General features: G+C 67.0%; 19 protein-coding genes. 7 read left to right on the plus strand and 12 right to left on the minus strand.

Features of this window, described 5'->3' with window-relative positions:
- The first annotated feature begins 10 nt into the window (after positions 1 to 10).
- Entirely contained in the window at positions 11 to 1,435 is a 1,425-nt protein-coding gene (astD, locus tag MTR65_RS09390; RefSeq protein ID WP_243799449.1) for a succinylglutamate-semialdehyde dehydrogenase, read from the plus strand.
- Here astD and MTR65_RS09395 read toward each other — a convergent pair whose 3' ends face one another.
- From MTR65_RS09395 to MTR65_RS09450, 12 genes are all read right to left on the minus strand, one after another.
- On the minus strand, positions 1,436 to 2,320 hold the full coding sequence (locus MTR65_RS09395; RefSeq protein ID WP_243799451.1) for a LysR family transcriptional regulator: 885 nt from the start codon (positions 2,318 to 2,320) through the stop codon (positions 1,436 to 1,438).
- Between the two features lie 82 nt (positions 2,321 to 2,402).
- Positions 2,403 to 3,638, minus strand: coding sequence for an NAD(P)/FAD-dependent oxidoreductase (locus tag MTR65_RS09400; protein ID WP_243799453.1), 1,236 nt, complete (start codon positions 3,636 to 3,638; stop codon positions 2,403 to 2,405).
- Between the two features lie 46 nt (positions 3,639 to 3,684).
- Complete coding sequence (gene pcaF, locus MTR65_RS09405; RefSeq protein ID WP_243799455.1) at positions 3,685 to 4,890, minus strand: 3-oxoadipyl-CoA thiolase; 1,206 nt, start codon at positions 4,888 to 4,890, stop codon at positions 3,685 to 3,687.
- Between the two features lie 14 nt (positions 4,891 to 4,904).
- Positions 4,905 to 5,684 (minus strand): 3-oxoadipate enol-lactonase, encoded by a 780-nt coding sequence (pcaD, locus tag MTR65_RS09410; protein WP_243799458.1) that lies wholly within the window; start codon positions 5,682 to 5,684, stop codon positions 4,905 to 4,907.
- Positions 5,684 to 6,340, minus strand: a complete 657-nt coding sequence (locus MTR65_RS09415) for a CoA transferase subunit B (protein ID WP_243799459.1) — start codon at positions 6,338 to 6,340, stop codon at positions 5,684 to 5,686. The genes pcaD and MTR65_RS09415 overlap by 1 nt, the downstream gene beginning before the upstream one ends.
- Positions 6,341 to 7,048, minus strand: a complete 708-nt coding sequence (locus MTR65_RS09420; RefSeq protein WP_243799460.1) for a CoA transferase subunit A — start codon at positions 7,046 to 7,048, stop codon at positions 6,341 to 6,343.
- An 8-nt stretch (positions 7,049 to 7,056) separates the two neighbouring features.
- On the minus strand, positions 7,057 to 7,842 hold the full coding sequence (gene benD / locus MTR65_RS09425; protein ID WP_327194328.1) for a benzoate diol dehydrogenase BenD: 786 nt from the start codon (positions 7,840 to 7,842) through the stop codon (positions 7,057 to 7,059).
- 11 nt (positions 7,843 to 7,853) lie between these two features.
- Positions 7,854 to 8,369 carry a benzoate 1,2-dioxygenase small subunit gene (gene benB / locus MTR65_RS09430; RefSeq protein ID WP_243799461.1) on the minus strand — a complete coding sequence of 172 codons (516 nt, stop codon included), beginning with the start codon at positions 8,367 to 8,369 and terminating at the stop codon, positions 7,854 to 7,856.
- Positions 8,366 to 9,721 (minus strand): SRPBCC family protein, encoded by a 1,356-nt coding sequence (locus MTR65_RS09435; protein WP_243799462.1) that lies wholly within the window; start codon positions 9,719 to 9,721, stop codon positions 8,366 to 8,368. The genes benB and MTR65_RS09435 overlap by 4 nt, the downstream gene beginning before the upstream one ends.
- Positions 9,722 to 9,764: 43 nt before the next feature.
- The gene (locus tag MTR65_RS09440) at positions 9,765 to 10,679 is read right to left on the minus strand and encodes a dioxygenase family protein (protein WP_243799463.1); all 915 of its coding nucleotides are present in this window, start codon (positions 10,677 to 10,679) and stop codon (positions 9,765 to 9,767) included.
- Between the two features lie 45 nt (positions 10,680 to 10,724).
- Positions 10,725 to 11,015: a muconolactone Delta-isomerase gene (gene catC / locus MTR65_RS09445; protein WP_039390789.1), complete on the minus strand. Its 291-nt coding sequence runs from the start codon at positions 11,013 to 11,015 to the stop codon at positions 10,725 to 10,727.
- Between the two features lie 6 nt (positions 11,016 to 11,021).
- Entirely contained in the window at positions 11,022 to 12,179 is a 1,158-nt protein-coding gene (locus MTR65_RS09450; protein WP_243799464.1) for a muconate/chloromuconate family cycloisomerase, read from the minus strand.
- Between the two features lie 107 nt (positions 12,180 to 12,286).
- On the opposite strand from MTR65_RS09450, the gene MTR65_RS09455 reads away from it, so the two are divergent.
- From MTR65_RS09455 to MTR65_RS09480, 6 genes are all read left to right on the plus strand, one after another.
- Positions 12,287 to 13,228, plus strand: coding sequence for a LysR family transcriptional regulator (locus MTR65_RS09455; protein WP_243799465.1), 942 nt, complete (start codon positions 12,287 to 12,289; stop codon positions 13,226 to 13,228).
- Between the two features lie 137 nt (positions 13,229 to 13,365).
- On the plus strand, positions 13,366 to 14,739 hold the full coding sequence (locus MTR65_RS09460; protein ID WP_243799466.1) for an MFS transporter: 1,374 nt from the start codon (positions 13,366 to 13,368) through the stop codon (positions 14,737 to 14,739).
- 20 nt (positions 14,740 to 14,759) lie between these two features.
- Complete coding sequence (locus MTR65_RS09465) at positions 14,760 to 15,986, plus strand: benzoate/H(+) symporter BenE family transporter (protein WP_243799467.1); 1,227 nt, start codon at positions 14,760 to 14,762, stop codon at positions 15,984 to 15,986.
- A 30-nt stretch (positions 15,987 to 16,016) separates the two neighbouring features.
- Positions 16,017 to 17,543: an alginate export family protein gene (locus MTR65_RS09470; RefSeq protein ID WP_243799468.1), complete on the plus strand. Its 1,527-nt coding sequence runs from the start codon at positions 16,017 to 16,019 to the stop codon at positions 17,541 to 17,543.
- Positions 17,544 to 17,703: 160 nt separating this feature from the next.
- Entirely contained in the window at positions 17,704 to 18,303 is a 600-nt protein-coding gene (locus MTR65_RS09475; RefSeq protein WP_243799469.1) for a CHAP domain-containing protein, read from the plus strand.
- 77 nt (positions 18,304 to 18,380) lie between these two features.
- Entirely contained in the window at positions 18,381 to 19,097 is a 717-nt protein-coding gene (locus MTR65_RS09480) for a ZIP family metal transporter (RefSeq protein ID WP_243799470.1), read from the plus strand.
- Positions 19,098 to 19,141: the final 44 nt, after the last annotated feature.

The following is a 19,141-nucleotide window of genomic DNA, read 5'->3' on the forward strand; positions in this document are numbered from 1 at the left end:
GAGAGAAAACATGACAACGCCCCACAACGGCCCCGCCTTCACGTCGCTCGATCCGGCCACCGGAGAGGTGGTCTGGGAGGGCGCGAGCGCCACGCCTGCCGATTGCGAGGCCGCCATCGCCAAGGCGCGCAAGGCCCTTGGTGCCTGGCGCGCCGCGCCGCTTGCCGAACGGATCGCCGCCGTGGAGCGTTTCGCCGCCGCCATCGCCGAAGACGAGGAGGGCCTTGCCGAAACGATCTCGCGCGAGACCGGCAAGCTCCTGTGGGAGACCCGCACCGAGGCCAAGGGCATGGTCGGCAAGGTCGCCGTCTCGATCCGCGCGCAGGCCGAGCGCGCGGGCGAGCGTCGCCAGGACATGCCCTTTGGCGAAGCCGTACTGCGCCATCGCGGTCACGGCGTGATGGCGGTCCTGGGCCCCTACAACTTCCCCGGGCACCTCCCTAACGGCCACATCGTGCCTGCCCTCCTTGCGGGCAACACGGTGGTCTTCAAGCCCAGCGAAATCGCGCCTGCGACCGGCGCGCGCATGGCCGCGGCCTGGGACAAGGCCGGGCTTCCCGAAGGCGTCTTCAACCTGGTTCAGGGCGGTCGCAAGACCGGCGAGGCGCTGGTGGCGGGCGATATCGACGGCCTGCTCTTCACAGGCTCAGCCCTTGCGGGCCGCGCGCTCAAGCACGCCACGATTGAGCGCCCCCACCTGATCCTTGCGCTGGAGCTGGGCGGTAACAACCCGCTGATCGCCTGGGACAGCCCCGAGGAAGCCGCCTCGATCATCGTCCAGTCCGCCTTTGTCACCTCGGGCCAGCGCTGCTCGTGCGCGCGCCGCCTGATCGTGCCCGAGGGCCCCAAGGGCGATGCCATCATCGAGGCGCTCGACGCGCTGACTGGAAAACTGGGCATCGCGGCCTGGAACGAGGAGCCTGCGCAAGCGGCCTTCATGGGCCCACTCGCCTCCATCGCGGCCGCGCAGCAGGCCCATCGCCAGGTCGGCGCGCTGATCGACCATGGCGCCACCTCGATCCGCGCCTTTCACGGCATCGAGGGCCGCACGCCCGCCTTCGTCGCGCCCGCGATCCTCGATGTCACCGGGATCGAGGTCCCCGACGAGGAGATCTTCGCACCGGTCCTCCAGGTGCGCCGGGTGCCCGACTTCGACGCGGCGCTCACCGAGGCCAACGCCACGCGCTTTGGACTGTCCGCCGGACTTGTCAGCGCCGATGCAGACCTGTGGCAGCGCTTCGTGGAGGAGAGCCGCGCCGGCGTCGTCAACCGCAATCGCCCGACCACAGGCGCGGCGGCCAACATGCCCTTCGGAGGCCTTGGCGATTCGGGCAACCACCGTCCCAGCGCCTACTACGCGGCCGATTACTGCGCCTATCCGATTGCCAGCTTCGAGGCCGAAACGCCCAGCGCGGTTGCAATCCCCGGCCTGTAGTCAGGCTTCGCGCAGCGCCGCGACCAGCGCGTTCTCGGCTGCCGAGAGGCGACCTTCAGGCCGGGTGAAAAGGCCGGTCGGGCGCTCATAGCGAGCCAGCCCGAGGTCGAGTGAGACCAACTGGCCCGAGGCGATCTCGGTGGCGAAGCTGCTGCGGTCGCCGAGCGACACGAAGGGCCCTTCAAGCAGGCAGCCCTTGACCACATGGAGCGAGGAGGTGCGTAGCGCGATGGGCGGCTCGGTCAGCTCGGCCCGCGCGAACATCTCGCGCCAGCCTGCGACCAGCGCCGGGTGGTCGGGCACGATCCAGCGTTGCGCGATCAGGTCCGAGAGGCGCACCTGCGCACGTGCCGCCAGCGGATGGTCGGCGCGCATGATGACGCCCGCGCTCTCCATGGCGAGGGTCTCGAACGCCAGACCTTCCAGATCGACATAGGGCCCGCGCGCGCCGAAGACGAGGCGCACCGCCCCTTCGCGCAAGGCGTCGAGCAGCGCGCCGAGCGGCCCTTCGCGCACCTGCACCTGCACCTGGGGATGGCTGCGCGCCAGCGCGGCGAGCGCGCGGGGCAGGCGCTGCATGGCAAAGGCGGCGTCGGTGCCGATGTGCAAGGTCTCGCGGCCTTGGCCTGCCCCGGCCCGCACGGCCTCCACCGCCCGGTCACGCTCGGCGAGGATCAGCCGCGCGCGGGGCAGAAGTTCGATGCCGTGCGGTGTCAGCTCCACCCCGCGTGCCCCCCGCGTGAAGAGCGGGGCTCCCAGGCTGTCCTCCAGCATCTGCAGGCTGCGTGAAAGCGAGGGCTGCGAGACACTGAGGGCGTCCGCCGCGCGGTTGACGCTGCCAAGGCTTGCGACTTCCACGAAGCGTTCCAGTTGCCGGATATCCATCGCGCCTGCGCTCCTCCCGAATGATCGAGAGAAGCTATAGCAGGCGCAAGCGGATCGCCATCTTTTCGATAACCCTGTCCGATCAGGCGGGTAGCAGTTCCTTCAGCGGTTTTGCGGGATCGGCCAGGAATTCGGCTGGAACCTTGGCCCCCGCTTCGACCAGCTTGCGCCCCTGCACGAAGTCCTTGGCGTTGTTCACGCAATCGACCGCAACGACGGTGCCTTCGCGCAGGTAGACGACCGAGAACTTGCGACTTTCCGGATCGCCGCGCAGCACGGCTTCGTCGTAGCCCGCGTTGATCCCCGCCGTCTGCAGGCGAAGGTCGTACTGGTTCGACCAGAACCAGGGGAAGGCCTTGTAGGGGGCCGGATTGCCGCAGATCGCCTTGGCCACGCACGTCGCCATGTCGGTTGCGTTCTGGACCGATTCCACGCGCATGTCCGCGCCGCCTGCATAGGCGCAGGCGAACTGCGCGCAGTCGCCGATAGCGTAAACGCCGGGCAGGTTCGTCTGGCAGTGGTCATCGACCGCCACCCCGTTCGTGCCCTCGGCACCGGCGCTGAGGAGCGGCGCGACGGCGGGCACGATGCCGATGCCCACGATCACCGCGTCGGCGGGCAGGACCGAACCATCGGCCAGGCGCACGCCCGTCACCTTGTGGCCATCGCCTTCGAGGCACTCGACCAGGGTCCCGGTGCGCAGATCCACGCCGTGCGCGCGGTGCTCGGCCTCGTAGAAGGCGGAAAGTTCCTCGCCCGCAACACGCGCGAGCACCCTGTCCTGCGCTTCGAGCAGCGTAACTTCCAGGTCCAGCTTGGAGAGGACCGCGGCGGCCTCCAGACCGATGTAGCCGCCGCCGATCACGACCACGCGGCGTATCCCTGCGTCGACTTCGGACATGAGGCGGTCGCAGTCCTCGCGGGTGCGCACCGCATGGACGCCCGCCAGGTCCGCGCCCGCGCAGGTCAGGCGGCGTGGATCGCCGCCCGTCGCCCAGACGAGGTGCGTGTAGTCCAGCGTGCCGCCATCCGAGAGCGCCACCGTCTTCGCCTCCGGGTCGACCCCGGTCACTTCGGTGGAGAGGCGGAAGGTCACGTCCTTCTCGGCCCAGAAGGTCTCAGGCCGGATGTAGAGACGGTCGAAGGTCTTCTCGCGCGCGAAGTACTCCTTGGAGAGCGGCGGGCGCTCATAGGGGAGTTCGGGTTCGCGGCCGATGACGGTGATCGCGCCCTCAAAACCGTTCTGCCGCAGCGCAATGGCGCACTGGGCGCCCCCGTGTCCGGCTCCGACGATAACGACAGACGACTGATCCGTCATGCGACCTCTCCTTCTTGTTTTCGCGTGGTATTCGGGTGGGCGGCGCTCAGACGCGCTCGAGCAGGACCGCGAGGCCCTGCCCGACGCCGATGCACAGGAAGACGAGCGCGTACCTGCCGCCCGTCACGTGCAGTTCCTCCACCGCGCTCATCGCGATGCGTGCGCCCGACATGCCGAGCGGATGGCCCAGCGCAATGGCGCCGCCGTTGCGGTTGACGCGCGGGTCGGTGAGCGGGTCGATGTCGAGCGCGCGCAGCGTGGCGATGGCCTGGCTGGCGAAGGCCTCGTTGAGTTCGATCACGTCGACCTGGTCCATGGTCATGCCCTGGCGCGCCAGAACACGGCGCGCGGCCTCGATGGGGCCAACGCCCATGACGCGCGGCGCGATACCCGCGGCCGACATGCCCAGAACGCGCGCGCGTGGGGTCAGACCGTGGATCTTCGCGGCCTCTTCGGAGGCGACCAGCATGGCCGCCGCGCCGTCGTTGAGGCCCGACGCGTTGCCCGCCGTCACCGTGCCGCCCGGCTTCACCACGCTCTTGAGCTTGGCGAGCACGTCGAGGCTGGAGCGGCGGGGATGCTCGTCGGTGTCGAAGACGATCGGGTCGGCCTTGCGCTGCGGGATCGTGACCGGGACGATCTCCTTCGCGAGCCGTCCGCTCGCCTGCGCGGCGGCGGCCTTTTCCTGGCTGTTGAAGGCGAAGAGGTCCTGGTCCTCGCGGGTGACGTTGTAGTCCTCGGCCACGTTCTCGCCGGTCTGCGGCATCGATTCGACGCCGTAGAGTTCCTTCATCTTCGGGTTGACGAAGCGCCAGCCGAGCGTCGTGTCCTCGATCTTCTGGTCGCGCCCGAACGCGCTGCCCGCCTTGCCCAGAACGTAGGGGCTACGGGTCATGTGCTCGACGCCGCCCGCGATCATCAGGTCCGCATCGCCTGCCTTGATCGCCTGCGCGCCCATGCCCAGCGCGTTGAGACCCGACGAGCACAGGCGGTTGACGGTGACGCCCGGCACGTTCTCGGGCAGGCCAGCAAGAAGCGTGGCCATGCGCGCGACGTTGCGGTTGTCCTCGCCCGCCTGGTTTGCACAGCCCAGGATCACGTCATCGACGCGCGCCCAGTCCACGTCCGGGTTGCGCTCAACCAGAGCGGCCAGCGGCACGGCGGCCAGATCGTCGGCGCGGATGCCCGAGAGCGAGCCGCCGAGCTTGCCGACGGGGGTACGGATGGCATCGCAGATGAAGGCTTGGGTCACGTCAGGTCTCGGCTTCAGTTCGTAAGGAAGGACGTCATGCCCGCGGCCAGTGCCTCGGGCGCTTCGAGGGGCGCCAGATGCGCGGCCTCGAGCGCGAGATGCTGCGCGCCGGGGATCGTCTGCAGCAGGTTTTCACCATGCCCCTCAAGCGGGGTCGAGGTGTCGCGCGTGCCGGTGACGACAAGTGTCGGGCAGGCGATGGCGGAAATACGGCCCGCCAGGTCCATGTCGCGGATCGCCGCGCCGCAGCCCGCGTAGCCTTGCGCATCGGTCGCGATCAGCTGGCGCAGCACGACGTCATAGACGGCAGGCTCTTCGGCGCGGAATTCGGGCGAGAGGAAACGGCCCATCGCCATCTCGGCAATGGCGACCATGCCCTTTTCGCGCACCGTCGCAATGCGCTGGTCCCACGAGGCCGCGTCCATGGTGGCCGAGGTGCAGACCAGCACCAGCTTCTCCAGCACGCCGGGGTGGGAGAGGGCGATCTCCATGCCGATCATGCCACCCAGCGAGACGCCCGCGAGCGCAAAGCTATCGACGCCCGCCTCCCTGGCGACCGCCAAGATATCCTCGGCCAGAAGCGAGAGCGTATAGTCGCCCGGTTCGGCCTGCGAGGCGCCGTGGCCGCGCGTGTCGATGCGCAGCAGGCGGAACTGGTCGCGCAGATGCGCCAGCGCGGGGTCCCACAGGTCCATGTCCGAGCCGATGGAGTTGAGGAGGACAAGGACCGGCGCACCTTCGCGCCCGTCCATCTTCCAGTAGATCTGCGCGCCCGAAACCTTGCTAAAGGGCATCAGGCCACCTCTTCCAGCGCGGAAGTATCGAAGGGCACGGCGGTCTTTTCGCGCACTTCGTCGAGGGTGACGCCCGGCGCCAGTTCGATCAGGCTAAGGCCACCCTTTGCGCGGTCGACGGCAAAGACGCACAAGTCCGTGATGATCATGTCGACCACGGCCTTGCCGGTCAGCGGCAAGGTGCACTCGGGCAGGATCTTGGATTCGCCCTTCTTGGTGCAGTGATCCATGACCACGACGATCTTCTTGACGCCCGCGACAAGGTCCATCGCGCCGCCCATGCCCTTGACCATCTTGCCCGGGATCATCCAGTTCGCAAGATCGCCGTTCGCGCTCACTTCCATCGCGCCCAGCACGGCCATGTCGATGTGGCCGCCGCGGATCATCGAGAAGCTGTCGGCGCTGGAGAAGAAGCTGGAGGTCGGCAGCGCGGTGACGGTCTGCTTGCCCGCGTTGATGAGGTCGGGGTCTTCCTCGCCGTCATAGGGGAACGGACCGATGCCCAGCATCCCGTTCTCCGACTGGAGCGTCACCTTCATGCCCTCGGGCACGTAGTTGGCGACGAGCGTCGGGATGCCGATGCCCAGGTTCACGTAGAAACCGTCCTTGAGTTCCTTGGCCGCGCGCGCGGCCATCTGGTTGCGATCCCAAGTCATTTAGACGGTCTCCTTCTCGCGCACGGTCTTCTTCTCGATGCGCTTCTCGTTGATGGTGGAGAGCACCACGCGGTCGACGTAGATGCCGGGCGTGTGGATGCAGTCGGGATCGAAGGTGCCCTCGGGCACGATCTCTTCCACCTCGACGACGGTCACCTTGCCCGCGGTCGCCATGTTCGGGTTGAAGTTGCGCGCGGTCTTGCGGAACATGAGGTTGCCCTCCGGGTCCGCGCGCCAGGCCTTGATGATCGAAAGGTCGCTGCGCAGCCAGGTCTCGCGCACGTAGTCCTCACCCTCGAAGGTCTCGACGGGCTTGCCCTCGGCGACCACGGTGCCCACGCCCGTCTTGGTGTAGAAGGCCGGGATACCCGCGCCGCCTGCACGGATGCGCTCGGCGAGCGTCCCTTGCGGGTTCAGCTCCAGCTCCAGTTCGCCCGAAAGGTACTGGCTTTCGAAGAGCTTGTTCTCACCCACGTAGGAGGAGATCATCTTCTTCACCTGGCGGCTTTCCAGAAGCATCCAGAGGCCAAAGCCGTCGGCACCCGCGTTGTTCGAGACGACGGTGAGGTCCTTGACGCCCGACTTGCGGATCTCGGGGATCAGGCTCTCCGGGTTGCCCGAGAGGCCGAAACCTCCCGACATGATCGTCATCCCGTCGAACAACACGCCGTCCAGCGCGGCTGCGGGGCTCTCGTAAATCTTGCTCATGGTCTTCCTTATCCCAGGTCGCCGCCCGCAACGGGCAGGACGGAGCCGGTCATGTAGCTGGCCTCATCGGAGGCCAGGAACAGGATCGGGGCAATCTGCTCATCGAGCGTGCCGTAGCGTTTCACGAAGGTCGAGGTGGTCACCTGTTCGACCGCCTCGGCCATCCAGGCCTGCTCCTGCGCGGTATCGCCCGAGGCGTTGCGCGGCACCTTGCGCGGGGGCGCGGACGTGCCGCCCGGCGCAGTTGCCACGACGCGGATGCCCTGCTCGCCATATTCCATGGCAAGGCTCATGGTGAGGCCGTTGACCCCGCCCTTGGCCGCCGAATAGGGCACCCGGCGAATGCCGCGCGTCGCATTGGACGAGACATTGACGATGGTGCCCGCCCCCTGCTCCAGCATGGCGGGCAGGACCGCGTGGCAGCCATAGAGCGTAGGCATGAGCGAGCGGCGGATTTCCGCGTCGATCTGCTCGGGCTCGAACTCGGCGTAGGGGCGCATGCGGATCGCGCCGCCCACGTTGTTGACGAGGATGTCGATGCGGCCGAACGCGGCCACCGCCGCCTCGGCCGCCGAACGTGCGCCCTCGTAGGTTTCAAGGTCGCACACGACCGAGATCGCGGTGCCGCCCGCCTGCGTGATTTCCGCCTCGACGTCCGCGACGAACTCGGCGCGGTCGACAAGCACCACGCGCGCGCCTTCAGCCGCGGCGCGGGTGGCGACACCCGCCCCGATACCCTGCGCCGCCCCGGTCACGATCATGACCTTATCGGCAAAACGTCCTTCGAAAATCACGGGGAGCCTCCTCAGACGTGGTAGATGTCGATGATCTGGTGAATGTAATCGTCCTTGAGAACGATCTTCTTCTTCACGATCTTCGGGGCCTCGCCCGCGACATCGAGGGTGAGGAAGGTGGTGCCGAAGAACTGCAGCGTGGTCTTCGAGCGGTGGCTGAGCGTGTGCCAGTTGTAGCGCAGGTCGATCTCGCCTTCGCGCGTTTCCAGCACCTCCACGTTGTTCACCGAATGGGCCGTGCGCGGCTGGGGCATCGAGGCCGAGGAACGCTCGGTGCGGATGCGGTAGACGCGGTCTTCCAGGCCATTGCGGTTAGGATAGTAGATCAGCGAGATCTGCGTCTGGGGATCGGTGCACAGTTCGTCATCGTCCGTCCAGGCCGGCATCCAGTACTCGACATCGGGCGAATAGCATTCGAGCCATTCCTCGTATTCGCGATCGTCGAGCAGGCGCGCCTCGCGGTAGAGGAACGCGCAGATGTCCTGGTAGGAAAGCGCGGTGGTGTCCTTTTCGAGCGTCATGGTCATTCTGCCGCCTCCATCATCTCTGCGGGCGTTGCATCCTTCTCGATCCCGTCCAGCATGATCTGGGCCCAGAACTCATGCTGGCGCACGAAGAGGCCTTCGTCTTCCGAGCGTTCGCTGGAAAGGAGCGGGTTCATGCCCATCGCCTTGGCGTTCGCATCAGGGCCCTCGATCCAGCGGGTCGCGCCGCGGCTGAGGTCGTTCCAGAGCGAACCGGCGCCTTCGTAGGCGTGCTGGCAGCTGCGGAATTCCTCGAGGTCATCGGGCGTCCCCATGCCGGAGACATTGAAGAAGTCCTCGTACTGGCGGATGCGGTGGGCGCGGTCCTCGGCGCTCTCGCCCTTGGGGGCGTAGCAGTAGATCGTCACCTCGGTGGTGTGCACGTCGAGCGGGCGCACGACGCGGATCTGGGTCGAGAACTGGTCCATCAGGAAGACATTGGGATAGAGCGCGAGGTTGCGCGTCTGCTCCAGGATGAACTTGGCCTTCTGTTCGCCAAGCCGGGCTTCCAGGTCGTCCTTGCGGTTCCAGACCGGACGCACTTCGGGGTTGAGCGTCTGCGTCCAGAGCAGGATGTGGCCATGCTCGAAACCGTAGACGCCGCTGGCCGGGGCCTTGGACCAGCCATTGGCGTCGACCGCCTTGGTGCCACCTTCGGCGCGGCGGCCCATGGTCGACTGGTAATTCTCGTGAACCGAGCTGACGTGGTAGCCGTCACACCCGTTCTCCATCTGCATCTTCCAGTTGCCATCGAAGGTGTAGCTGGAGTTGCCGACAAGGACTTCCAGGCCTTCGGGTGCCTGGTCGACCATCTGGTCGATGATGACCTTGGCCTCGCCCAGATGCTCCTCAAGCGGGAGCACGTCGTGGTTGAGCGAGCCGAAGATGAAGCCGCGGTAGCTCTCGATCTTCACGCGGGTGAGATCGTGCGAGCCATCGAGGTTGAAGCTTTCGGGATAGGCGCCGGTGCTGGCGTCCTTGGCGCGCAGCAGCGAGCCGTCGTTCTTGAAGCTCCAGCCGTGGAAGGGGCACACGAAGAGCGGCTGGTTGCCGCGCTTCTTGCGGCACAGCTGGGCACCACGGTGGGCACAGGCGTTGACGACGCAGTGGAGCGCGTCCCCCTTGCCCCGGGTCAGGATCACGGGCACGCGGCCGATGAAGGTCGTGAAGTAGTCGTTCTTCTTTTCGACCTGGCTTTCATGGGCGAGATAGACCCAGTTGCTCTCGAAGATGTACTTCATCTCCAGTTCGAACAGTTCCGGGTCGGTGAAGACGTCCCGGCGGCAGCGGAACTCGCCGGTTTCCGGGTTGTCGACGACAGCGGTCGCCACCTTCTCTTTCAAACGATGCGTCATGATCCTGTCTCCCGTGATCGTGGTGCCCGTGTGCGGGCTATTCTCAGGCGGCTTCGGTTTCCGCCTCGGCGCTGGCGCGGCGGCGGGTCGAGAGCTGCTCGTCGTCCTGCGAGGTCGCCTTCTGCAGCTGGAAGTCGAAGGCAAGGTCGACGCGGTCGCCCTGGCGGCTCGGCACCGGCAGCAGGCCTTCGCGGGTCCCGAAGGCGAAGTCGTCCTTGGCGAAGGGATCATCGCCGAAGTTGATCTGCGTGGTCAGCGTGCGGTAGCCCGGCGCTTCGACGAAGAAGTGGACGTGCGCGGGACGGCTGCCGTGGCGGCCCAGCGCGAACATCAGCGTTTCGGTCGCGCCGCCCGGAGGGCACGAGTAGCCGCTCGGCATCTTCGAGTGGAAGACGTACGTGCCGTCGTCACCCAGCTTGATGCGGCGACGGTTGTTGAACGGCGTCTGCTCGGTGGTGGGGTCGAAGTGCGAGTACCACCCCTGCGAGTTGGCGTGCCACACGTGAACGATGGCGTCCTTGACCGGCTCACCGTCGGGGCCGGTGATGGCGCCCGTCATGGTGAGGTTGTCCGCTTCGGGATCGGGGTCGCTGGTGAGGTTCGCGCCGTTCTCGACGAGCGGGGCTCCCGAGACGTAGAGCGGGCCCTCGATGGTGCGCGGCGTGCCGCCCGAAAGGCCCGCTTCGGCATCCTTGGCGTCCATGTAGAGGTCCATGAAGTGCTCAAGGCCCGAGCCCGGAGCAATCAGGCCGAGTTCACCCGCGCCATCGGCGAAGAACTTGATGGCGCCCCAGAATTCGTCTTCCGACACGTCGTGCTTGACGATCACTTCCATGATCGACTCGGTCAGGTCGCGCACGATGCCCTTGAGGCGCGTGTCGCCGCCTTCCTGGCCGATGCCCGCCGCGGTATCGAGCAGCTTCTGAATTTCCGGTGTTTTTACAAAGGTCACATCCATGGTGAACTCTCCCGATTATAGAAATTGGTTGGGCTTTTGGCGCCCTCAGGTGTCGTCTTCGCGAATGGCCGAGGGGTGGCGGTTGAGCGGCGTCACCTTCATCGCCATGAAGGGGTAGAGCGGCAGCGCCATGAGCACGTCGTGAAGCGCTTCGTTGCTTGCGACATCGAAGATGCTGACGTTCGAATAGAGCCCGGTCTTGCGCCAGATGTGGCGCCAGGTGCCATCGGCCTGCAGCTTCTGCGAGTAGGCCTTTTCCTCGGCCTTGAGCCGCGCGGCTTCCTCGGCGTCGAAGTCGAGGGGAATGTTGACGTCCATTTCAACCATGAAAAGCATGGGGGATCAGGCTCCTGTATTGACGGCGTGGAGGCGCGGACCATCACGGTCGCGCCGGAAATAGGCGATCTTGTCCTCATCGAGCGCGATACCCAGGCCAGGGCCGGTCGGCACGCGCAGCGAAAAATCGGCATAGTGCAGCGGCTCGGCCAGAATCTCGTCGGTCTGGAGAAGCGGGCCAAACAGTTCGGTACCCCAGTCGAGCTGCGGCAGGGTCGCAAAGACATGGGCCGAAGCGGCCGTGCCGACGCTGCCTTCCAGCATCGTGCCGCCGTAAAGACCAAGGCCCGCAGCGCCCGCAATCGCGGCAACTTCGGCCGTGGCAAAGAGGCCACCCGACTGCTCGATCTTGAGCGCAAAGACCGACGCGGCGCCCGCCTCGGCAATGCGCAGCGCCGAACGCGGCCCGTGCAGCGCCTCGTCGGCCATGAGCGGGATGGTCTGCCCCTGCGAGAGCCGCGCCATGGCCGCGATGTCATCGCCCGCCGTCGGCTGCTCGACGAGGTCACAGCCCACATCGTGCAGCATCGCCATGCCGAGGCGCGCCTGGGGCTCGCTCCAGTTCTGGTTGACGTCGACACGGATGCTCGCCCGGTCGCCCAGCGCCTTGCAGATCGCGCCCACATGGGCGACGTCATCGCGCACGGCGCGCTTGCCGATCTTGAGCTTGAAGATGTTGTGGCGACGCTCGGCCAGCATCTGCTCGCCCTCGGCGATGTCACGCGCGGTGTCCCCGCTTGCCAGCGTCCAGGCCACGGGCAGCGTGTCGCGCACCCGCCCACCGCCGATCAGCTCGGAGACGGGGATGCCCAGGCGCTTGCCCGCCATGTCGAGGAGCGCGCTTTCGACCGCGCACTTGGCAAAATGGTTGCCGCGCACGCAGGCGTTGATCCGCGCCATCGTCTCGCCCACGCGGGAGATGTCGCTCGCTTCCAGCACGGGCAGAATGTAGGTGTCGATCGCGGACTTGATGCTCTCGGGGCTCTCCTCGCCGTAGCTGAGGCCACCGATGGTGGTGCCTTCGCCGAGGCCTTCCACACCGTCACCGTCGACCAGGCGCACGATCATCATCGCCTGCGAATGCATGGTGGCCATGGCCAGAACATGCGGGCGAATTGTCGGCACATCGACAATGAAGGTATCAGCGCGATCCAACGCAGCCATTGCAGCCTCTCTCCCGTATGATTACGTTTCGAGGGAAATCTAGTGCTCCCCAGGCCCGCATTCAAAGATCAATAGGGTCATGGGATTATACCTGAGAGGTATCTTGAATGGACCTGCGCCTCCTTCGCTACTTCGTCGCGGTCGCCGACGAAGGCAATTTCAACCGCGCGGCCGAGCGGCTGCACATCGCCCAGCCGCCCCTTTCCCGTGCGATCCAGCAACTTGAGGCGCATGTCGGGGCAACCCTGCTCGACCGTTCGAGCCGCCCGCTGCAGCTGACCAAGGTCGGCCGCCTGCTCCATTCGCAGGCGCTCCAGGTGCTCGCCCGGATCGAGGACGTGGAAGCAATGGTGCGCGCGGCCGCGACCAGCGAGCGGCGGCGCCTTGTCATCGGCTTCGTCGCGTCCACCATCTATGCGCGCCTGCCCGAGCTCATCCGCGAATTTCGCAAGGTGGCCGAGAATGTCGAACTGGTCATGGTCGAGAGCACCACGCTCGACCAGCTCGCCGCGCTCAAGGACGGGCGCATCGATGTCGGCTTCGGGCGCATCCGCTTCGATGATCCGGCGGTCCAGCGCGTGATCCTGCGCCACGAGAAGCTCGTCGCCGCCTTCTCGCCCGACCACCCCATGGCAAGCGGGTCCGGGCCGGTGTCGCTGAGCGAACTCGCGCAGGAGCCGCAGATCATCTACCCACGCCAGCCCCGCCCCAGCTATGCCGACCAGGTTCTCTCGCTCTGGCGCGACTATGGGATCGAGCCAAGGATCGCGCACGAAGCGCGCGAACTGCAGATTGCCATCGGCCTTGTCGCGGCCGAGGAAGGCATCGCCATCGTGCCCGAATCGGTGCGCCGCGCGCGCAGCCACGACGTCGTCTACCGCGAGCTGGCCGAGACCGCGACATCGCCCATCATCATGAGCCACCGCCCCGGTGACCACTCGCCCGAACTGGCGCTGATGATCGCCACGATCGCGCGCAAATACCGTGACTGGGGCTACGACGTGCCCACAGCGCTCGACGCACACGAGGCTGCCATCGCAGCCGGTTAACCCCCTGAGCACCTTGCGCAAATCTCATAAGAATACTCCCAGCGTATCGCCCCGGCACTCAATCGGTATTTGGCACCCCCTGCTAAATCACTCAGTCTCCTGAAAAATACAAAATCACAAACCGGGAGAGTATCGATATGCAAGGTATCGATGTCGGCCGCCTGATCGAACAGGCGCCTCTGAGTTCACTGCACAAGAAGATCATTGTCGCCTGCGCCATCCTGCTTGTCGTGGATGGCTACGACGTCTTCATCTACGGCGCGGTCCTGCCGCGCCTGATGGACGAATGGGGCCTCAGCCCGACCGAGGCCGGCTCGCTCGCCAGCTGGGCGCTGTTCGGCATGATGGGCGGCGCGCTTTTCTTCGGCCCGCTTGGCGACCGCATCGGGCGCAAGACCTGCATCACCTTGTGCTTCACCCTGTTCAGCGCCTCCACCTTCCTCAACGGCTTCGTGACGACCCCGCTCACCTTCGGGCTGCTGCGTTTTGCGGCGGGCCTTGGCTGTGGTGGCCTCATGCCCAACGCGGTTGCGCTCACCAACGAATATGCCCCCAAGCGCATCCGCTCCACGCTCGTCGCGCTGATGTTCAGCGGCTATGCGGTGGGCGGCATGGTCGCGGCCGGGCTCGCCATCTACCTCCTGCCCGCCTTTGGCTGGCCCTCGATGTTCTTCGCCGCTGCCGTCCCGCTCGTCTGCCTGCCGCTGATTCTGAGGGCGCTGCCCGAATCCATCGGCTTCCTCATCCGCAAGGGGGATACCGAGACCGCCCGCGCGCACCTGCGCCAGCTGGCACCCGAGGCCAACCTGCCCGCCGACGCCCCGCTCGAATACCATGAGGCCAAGGGCGCATCGACCTCGGTCGGCGAACTGTTCCGCCAGGGCCGCGCGCTCGGCACCTTCGCCATGTGGCTTTCGTTCTTCTGCTGCCTCCTCATGGTCTACGGGCTCAGCTCCTGGCTGCCCAAGCTCATGGTCAGCGCGGGCTATTCGCTCGGCTCCAGCCTCTCGTTCCTCCTCGCACTCAGCTTCGGGGGCATGTTCGGGGCGATCTCGGGCGGACGTCTCGCCGACCGCTTCGGTCTGCCCCGCGTGGTCATGGCCTACTTCGCGCTCGGCTCGGCCTGCCTCATGCTGCTCGGCCTTAACAGCCCGATGCCCGTCCTCTACCTGCTGATCTTCATCGCGGGCGCCGGGACCACCGGCACGCAGATCCTGCTCTACGCCTGCGTCGCGGAGTTCTACACCCTCTCGGTCCGCTCGACGGGCCTGGGCTGGGCTTCGGGCATGGGCCGCGTGGGCGCCATTGTCGGACCGATGCTCGGCGGCGTTCTTCTGTCCGCGCAGCTGCCGATGGGCTGGAACTTCGTCGCCTTCGCGGTTCCGGGCTTCATCTCGGTGGCCGCGACCGCGCTCTTCACCCTGAGCCTGCGCCGCCAGACGACGGCAACGGCCACCCCCGCCCCTGACACCCCCGCCCCTGACACCCCCGAACGCGCGCTCACCGCCTGAGCACGCCCGAGGAGAGTTCCATGCCCCTTCGGCATCTTACCTGGCTGCCGACGATTCTCGCCGGGATCATCGCCACCACCATTTCCTACGCGGGACCGCTGGTCATCGTGTTCCAGGCCTCTGCCGGTCTGGAACAACCGCTGGTGGCGTCCTGGGTCTGGGCGATCTCGATCGGCAGCGGGGTGCTGGGCATCGTGCTCAGCCTGCGCTGGAAGGTGCCGATCGTCATCGCCTGGTCCGCGCCGGGCTCCGCTCTCCTTGTCACCATGCTGCCCCAGACCGACTTTGCGACCGCCATCGGCGCCTATATCGTTGCCAATGTCGCGGTCTTCCTGGTCGGTATCTCGGGCGCGTTCGACCAGCTTACCCGCCGCCTGCCGCCCGCCATCACCGCCGCCATGCTGGCGGGCATCCTGTTCCGCTTCGTGATCGACATGGTCGGCACGCTGCCCGAGGCCCCGCTGACGGTGGTAGCGATGATGGGCGCCTTCTTTGCCGGACGCGTCGTGTCGCCGCGCTACGCCGTCGTCGCCGTGCTGGTGGTGGGCGTGACCCTGTGCGCGCTCACCGGCTCGCTTTCAGGCACCATTGCAACGCCCAGCCTCACCCTGCCGGTCTGGACGACGCCCCGTTTCGACCTTGCCGCGGCCGCCAATATCGCCGTGCCCCTCGCCGTCGTTGCGCTGACCGGCCAGTTCCTGCCCGGCATCGCGGTCCTGCGCACCGCCGGTTTCGAGCACCCCCCGGCCCGCCCGCTGATTTCAGCAAGCGCGATCACCTCGGTCGTGCTCGCCCCGTTCGGGTGCCACGGCCTCAACCTCGCCGCGCTCACCGCCGCGATCTGCCTGGGCGAAGAGGCGCATCCCGAAAAGGAAAAGCGCTACGTCGCCGGGGTCGCGGGCGGGGTGACCTACCTAGTCTTTGGCGCCTTCGCCTCGACCGTGCTCGCACTCTTTGCGCTGCTGCCCGAATTCCTCATCGCCGCGCTGGCAGGGCTTGCCCTCTTCCCCGTTGTTGCCGGATCGCTGAGCGCGGCGCTGAAAGCCGAGGACGGGCGCGACGGCGCGCTCGTCACCTTCGCGGTTTCAGCTTCGGGGCTCACGCTGTTCGGCCTTGGCGCGGCCCTGTGGGGCCTCGTCTTCGGGATCGCGGTCCACCTGCTTCAGACTTTCGCCCTTCACCGCCGCCCCCTGGCACCCACCGCGCCCCGGCCTGCATCAGACACGTCCGCGCGCCAACCCGGATAACCGGGACAAGACCTTTCGGGAGAGTTCTAGATGATCGCATTCATGGCACCGCTGGTGCTGGCCAGTGGAGCTGCGCCTGCCGCGCCCGCGCCTCAGGAGCAGGCGCAAGAGCAGGATACACGCCAGCCCGTTCCCATCCCCGCGCCGCTGCCGATCCCGCAGGACAAGGCGTCCGCTGACACCACCCAGCTGCCGCAAGGGGCGCGGGCGCCCATCGTCACCTGGGACGGGCGCGTGCTGCAGGAGCCCGACCCGGCCTTCCACCCGATCAACCACGAGGAAAACTACGCCAGTTTCGCCGAGGTGCGCGATGCGAACCTGTGGACGAAGCTCAAGTACATCCCCATCGCGCCCGACGTCTACGGCACGCTGGGCGGCGAACTGCGCCTGCGCGGTGAACTGCGCCCGGGCGAGCGTTTCGGGGCGGGTCCCCAGGACGATGACGGCAATTTCCAGATCCGCGCCCGCCTCTGGGGCGATGTCCATATCGGACGGCAGGACAGCGCGTCCTTGCGCGCCTTCGTCGACATCGAGCACGCCACGACCACCGGTCTCGAATCCGTCGAGGCCATCATCGACGAGGGCCGGGCCGACTTCAACCAGGCCTTCCTGGAGGCGCGCGTGCCGATCGGCTCGGGCGAGATCAAGGCCCGCGTCGGGCGCCAGGAAGTGGGGCTTGGCGGCTACACCGTCTTCGACATGCGCGAGGGCGCCAACACCCGCCGCTCGCTCGACCTGGTGCGCGTGATCGGCAAGGCGGGCCGCATCGACGGTGGCTTCATGATCGGCCACCCGGTGACCGAGCGCAAGGGCACCTTCGATGATGCTACCAACACCGACTATGACCTGTGGGGCCTCAACGCGGGCTACGGCTTTGGCGAGGGTGCCCACTCGGGCCGCGTGGAAGCGATCTTCGTGGCCACCGACGCGATGCGCGGGTTCGACAGCGTGAACCCGGCCGCGCGCGATGAACGCCGCACGCTCTCGCTGCGCCTGGCCGGGATCGACGGCCCGTGGAACTACAGCCTCGAAGGCATCCGCCAGTGGGGCACCAACGGCCCGCGCGACATCGACGCCTATTACCTGACGGCGCAGGGCTCCTACTCGTTCAAGGCTGCGTGGAAGCCGCAGCTGGGCCTGCGCTTTGACCTCGGTTCGGGCGACAAGGACCCCAACGACGGGAAGCTCGGCACCTACGGCCCGCTGTTCCCGCGCCCGCTGACCTACAACGGCGACCTGGGCCCCCACAACCTCACCATCCTCCAGCCCTCGCTCGGTCTCGCGCCCGCCAAGGGCCTCTCGCTCAATCTCTCGATGGCCGGGCTGTGGCGCACCTCGGTGCACGATGCGGTCTACTCGCTGGGCGGCGCGGTGATCCGCAGCGGCGATTCGAGCGACGCGCGCTATTTCGCCACACGCTATTCGGTCTCGGGCCGCTATGCCCTCAATCCCTTCACCACGATCGGTTTCTACACCAATTACAGTGACCTGGCCGATGCCTTCAAGCCGGGACGCGACCTCTTCTACGGCGCGACCTACGTGACCTTCCGCTTCTGATCCCCCTCTCCCGGCGTGCGCAGAAACGCATTTCGTCGCACGCCGGGAACCGCACGGGACGAGCTGCACGGGAAGCGCGGCAAGGCGTGGAACCGGCCTCTGGCTCCAAGATACAACATCACCTAGACGCGCCCCGGGTTCGCAACTTCAAGGGTCGTTCATGAAATTCCTGACGGGGGCACTGCGCCGCACATTCTCGCTGGCGCCGCGCAAGGCGGGTGCAAACAACGTCTCGGGCCGCCTCGCGCAGGCCGTGTCCGCGCTGCTGGCGACGGCCCTTGCGCTGACCGCGCTGCCCGCCTCGGCCCATGTCCTGCAGTGCGTGCCTTACGCCCGCGCGCAGTCGGGCATCTCGATCCATGGCAACGCGCGCACCTGGTGGAAGCAGGCCGCAGGCACTTATGCGCGCGGGGCCGAACCGGAAGTCGGCGCGGTCATGGCCATGGCCCCCTCGCACGCGATGCCCTACGGCCATGTCGCGGTGGTCTCCAAGATCGTCGACACGCGCCACGTCCTCCTCAACCACGCCAACTGGTCGCGCCCGGGCATGATCGAGCGCGGGGTCCTGGCCGAAGACGTCTCGGATGCCGGGGACTGGAGCGAAGTGCGCGTCTGGTTCGCCCCCATCGGCGCGCTCGGCTCGCGCCACAACCCGGTCTACGGTTTCATCTACCCCGAGGCACCGGACGCCGAGGCCGCGCCAACACTCGAACTCGCCGAGGCCGACACCGCGACCAGGGTGGCCAGCGCCGCGATGTAATTCGCGCAAGAGCCCTTGCCATCTTGCCCATGAGGACAGGGCTGATCGCACTTGAATTTGCCATGTAACAACATCACATGGCAGCGATGTCCGGTTCCCCCACACTCTCGCTCCTCCTCGTCGGCCTGGCGACGGCGCTCGCCACCTATGCGGGCGGGGTGATTACCCTGCGCCTCGTGCGAAAAAGCACGCTGATCTTCGGCGTGACCAGCGGCTTCGTGCTGGGGCTGGCCCTCTTCGACCTCCTGCCCGAGGCGCTTCACGGCCAGACCGGCCCGGGCGCGACGGCCACCGTCCTTGTCATGGCGCTGATCGGCCTTGGCGCAGGGCTGCTGCTCCATCACCTGCCCGAGACCGCCGCCCCCAAGGCGAGCGCAGGGCGCATCGCGCTCCTTGCGCACAGTCTGCTCGACGGTGTCGGGATCGGCCTTGCCTTCCAGATCTCGCCGACGACGGGCTGGATCGTGGCCGCCGCCGTGCTCGCCCACGATCTGGCGGATGGCGCCAACATGGCGGGTCTCAGCCTAGCCCACGGCCACGCGCACAACGCGCCGCGCTGGCTGCTCGCCAATTCGCTCGCCCCGCTTCTGGGCATCGTGCTGGGTCAATTGCTCCCGATGGGCGAAGCGCATTTCGCGCTGCTCCTCGCGCTGTTTTCGGGCAGCTTCCTCTATATCGGCCTGTTCGAGCTGTGGCCGCGCAGCGCGGCGGGCGAAGGCCTGCTCCGGACGGCCATGGCCAGCGGCGCAGGACTGGTCTTCATGGGCACCGTGATCACGCTCGCGCATGGCTGACAGGCCGCCCTGGGTTTTCTCCTGACGGCCATTTGCCTGCGCGC

The organism is Novosphingobium mangrovi, from assembly GCF_022818885.1.
GTDB classification, from domain to species: domain Bacteria; phylum Pseudomonadota; class Alphaproteobacteria; order Sphingomonadales; family Sphingomonadaceae; genus Novosphingobium; species Novosphingobium mangrovi.

Excerpts from the sequence above, each read along its gene's own strand:
- astD (WP_243799449.1), top strand. The coding sequence starts at position 11 with ATGACAACGCCCCACAACGGCCCCGCCTTCACGTCGCTCGATCCGGCC.
- MTR65_RS09395 (WP_243799451.1), bottom strand. The coding sequence starts at position 2,320 with ATGGATATCCGGCAACTGGAACGCTTCGTGGAAGTCGCAAGCCTTGGC.
- MTR65_RS09400 (WP_243799453.1), bottom strand. The coding sequence starts at position 3,638 with ATGACGGATCAGTCGTCTGTCGTTATCGTCGGAGCCGGACACGGGGGC.
- pcaD (WP_243799458.1), bottom strand. The coding sequence starts at position 5,684 with ATGCCCTTTAGCAAGGTTTCGGGCGCGCAGATCTACTGGAAGATGGAC.
- MTR65_RS09415 (WP_243799459.1), bottom strand. The coding sequence starts at position 6,340 with ATGACTTGGGATCGCAACCAGATGGCCGCGCGCGCGGCCAAGGAACTC.
- MTR65_RS09420 (WP_243799460.1), bottom strand. The coding sequence starts at position 7,048 with ATGAGCAAGATTTACGAGAGCCCCGCAGCCGCGCTGGACGGCGTGTTG.
- benB (WP_243799461.1), bottom strand. The coding sequence starts at position 8,369 with ATGACCATGACGCTCGAAAAGGACACCACCGCGCTTTCCTACCAGGAC.
- MTR65_RS09435 (WP_243799462.1), bottom strand. The coding sequence starts at position 9,721 with ATGACGCATCGTTTGAAAGAGAAGGTGGCGACCGCTGTCGTCGACAAC.
- MTR65_RS09440 (WP_243799463.1), bottom strand. The coding sequence starts at position 10,679 with ATGGATGTGACCTTTGTAAAAACACCGGAAATTCAGAAGCTGCTCGAT.
- catC (WP_039390789.1), bottom strand. The coding sequence starts at position 11,015 with ATGCTTTTCATGGTTGAAATGGACGTCAACATTCCCCTCGACTTCGAC.
- MTR65_RS09450 (WP_243799464.1), bottom strand. The coding sequence starts at position 12,179 with ATGGCTGCGTTGGATCGCGCTGATACCTTCATTGTCGATGTGCCGACA.
- MTR65_RS09455 (WP_243799465.1), top strand. The coding sequence starts at position 12,287 with ATGGACCTGCGCCTCCTTCGCTACTTCGTCGCGGTCGCCGACGAAGGC.
- MTR65_RS09460 (WP_243799466.1), top strand. The coding sequence starts at position 13,366 with ATGCAAGGTATCGATGTCGGCCGCCTGATCGAACAGGCGCCTCTGAGT.
- MTR65_RS09465 (WP_243799467.1), top strand. The coding sequence starts at position 14,760 with ATGCCCCTTCGGCATCTTACCTGGCTGCCGACGATTCTCGCCGGGATC.
- MTR65_RS09470 (WP_243799468.1), top strand. The coding sequence starts at position 16,017 with ATGATCGCATTCATGGCACCGCTGGTGCTGGCCAGTGGAGCTGCGCCT.
- MTR65_RS09475 (WP_243799469.1), top strand. The coding sequence starts at position 17,704 with ATGAAATTCCTGACGGGGGCACTGCGCCGCACATTCTCGCTGGCGCCG.
- MTR65_RS09480 (WP_243799470.1), top strand. The coding sequence starts at position 18,381 with ATGGCAGCGATGTCCGGTTCCCCCACACTCTCGCTCCTCCTCGTCGGC.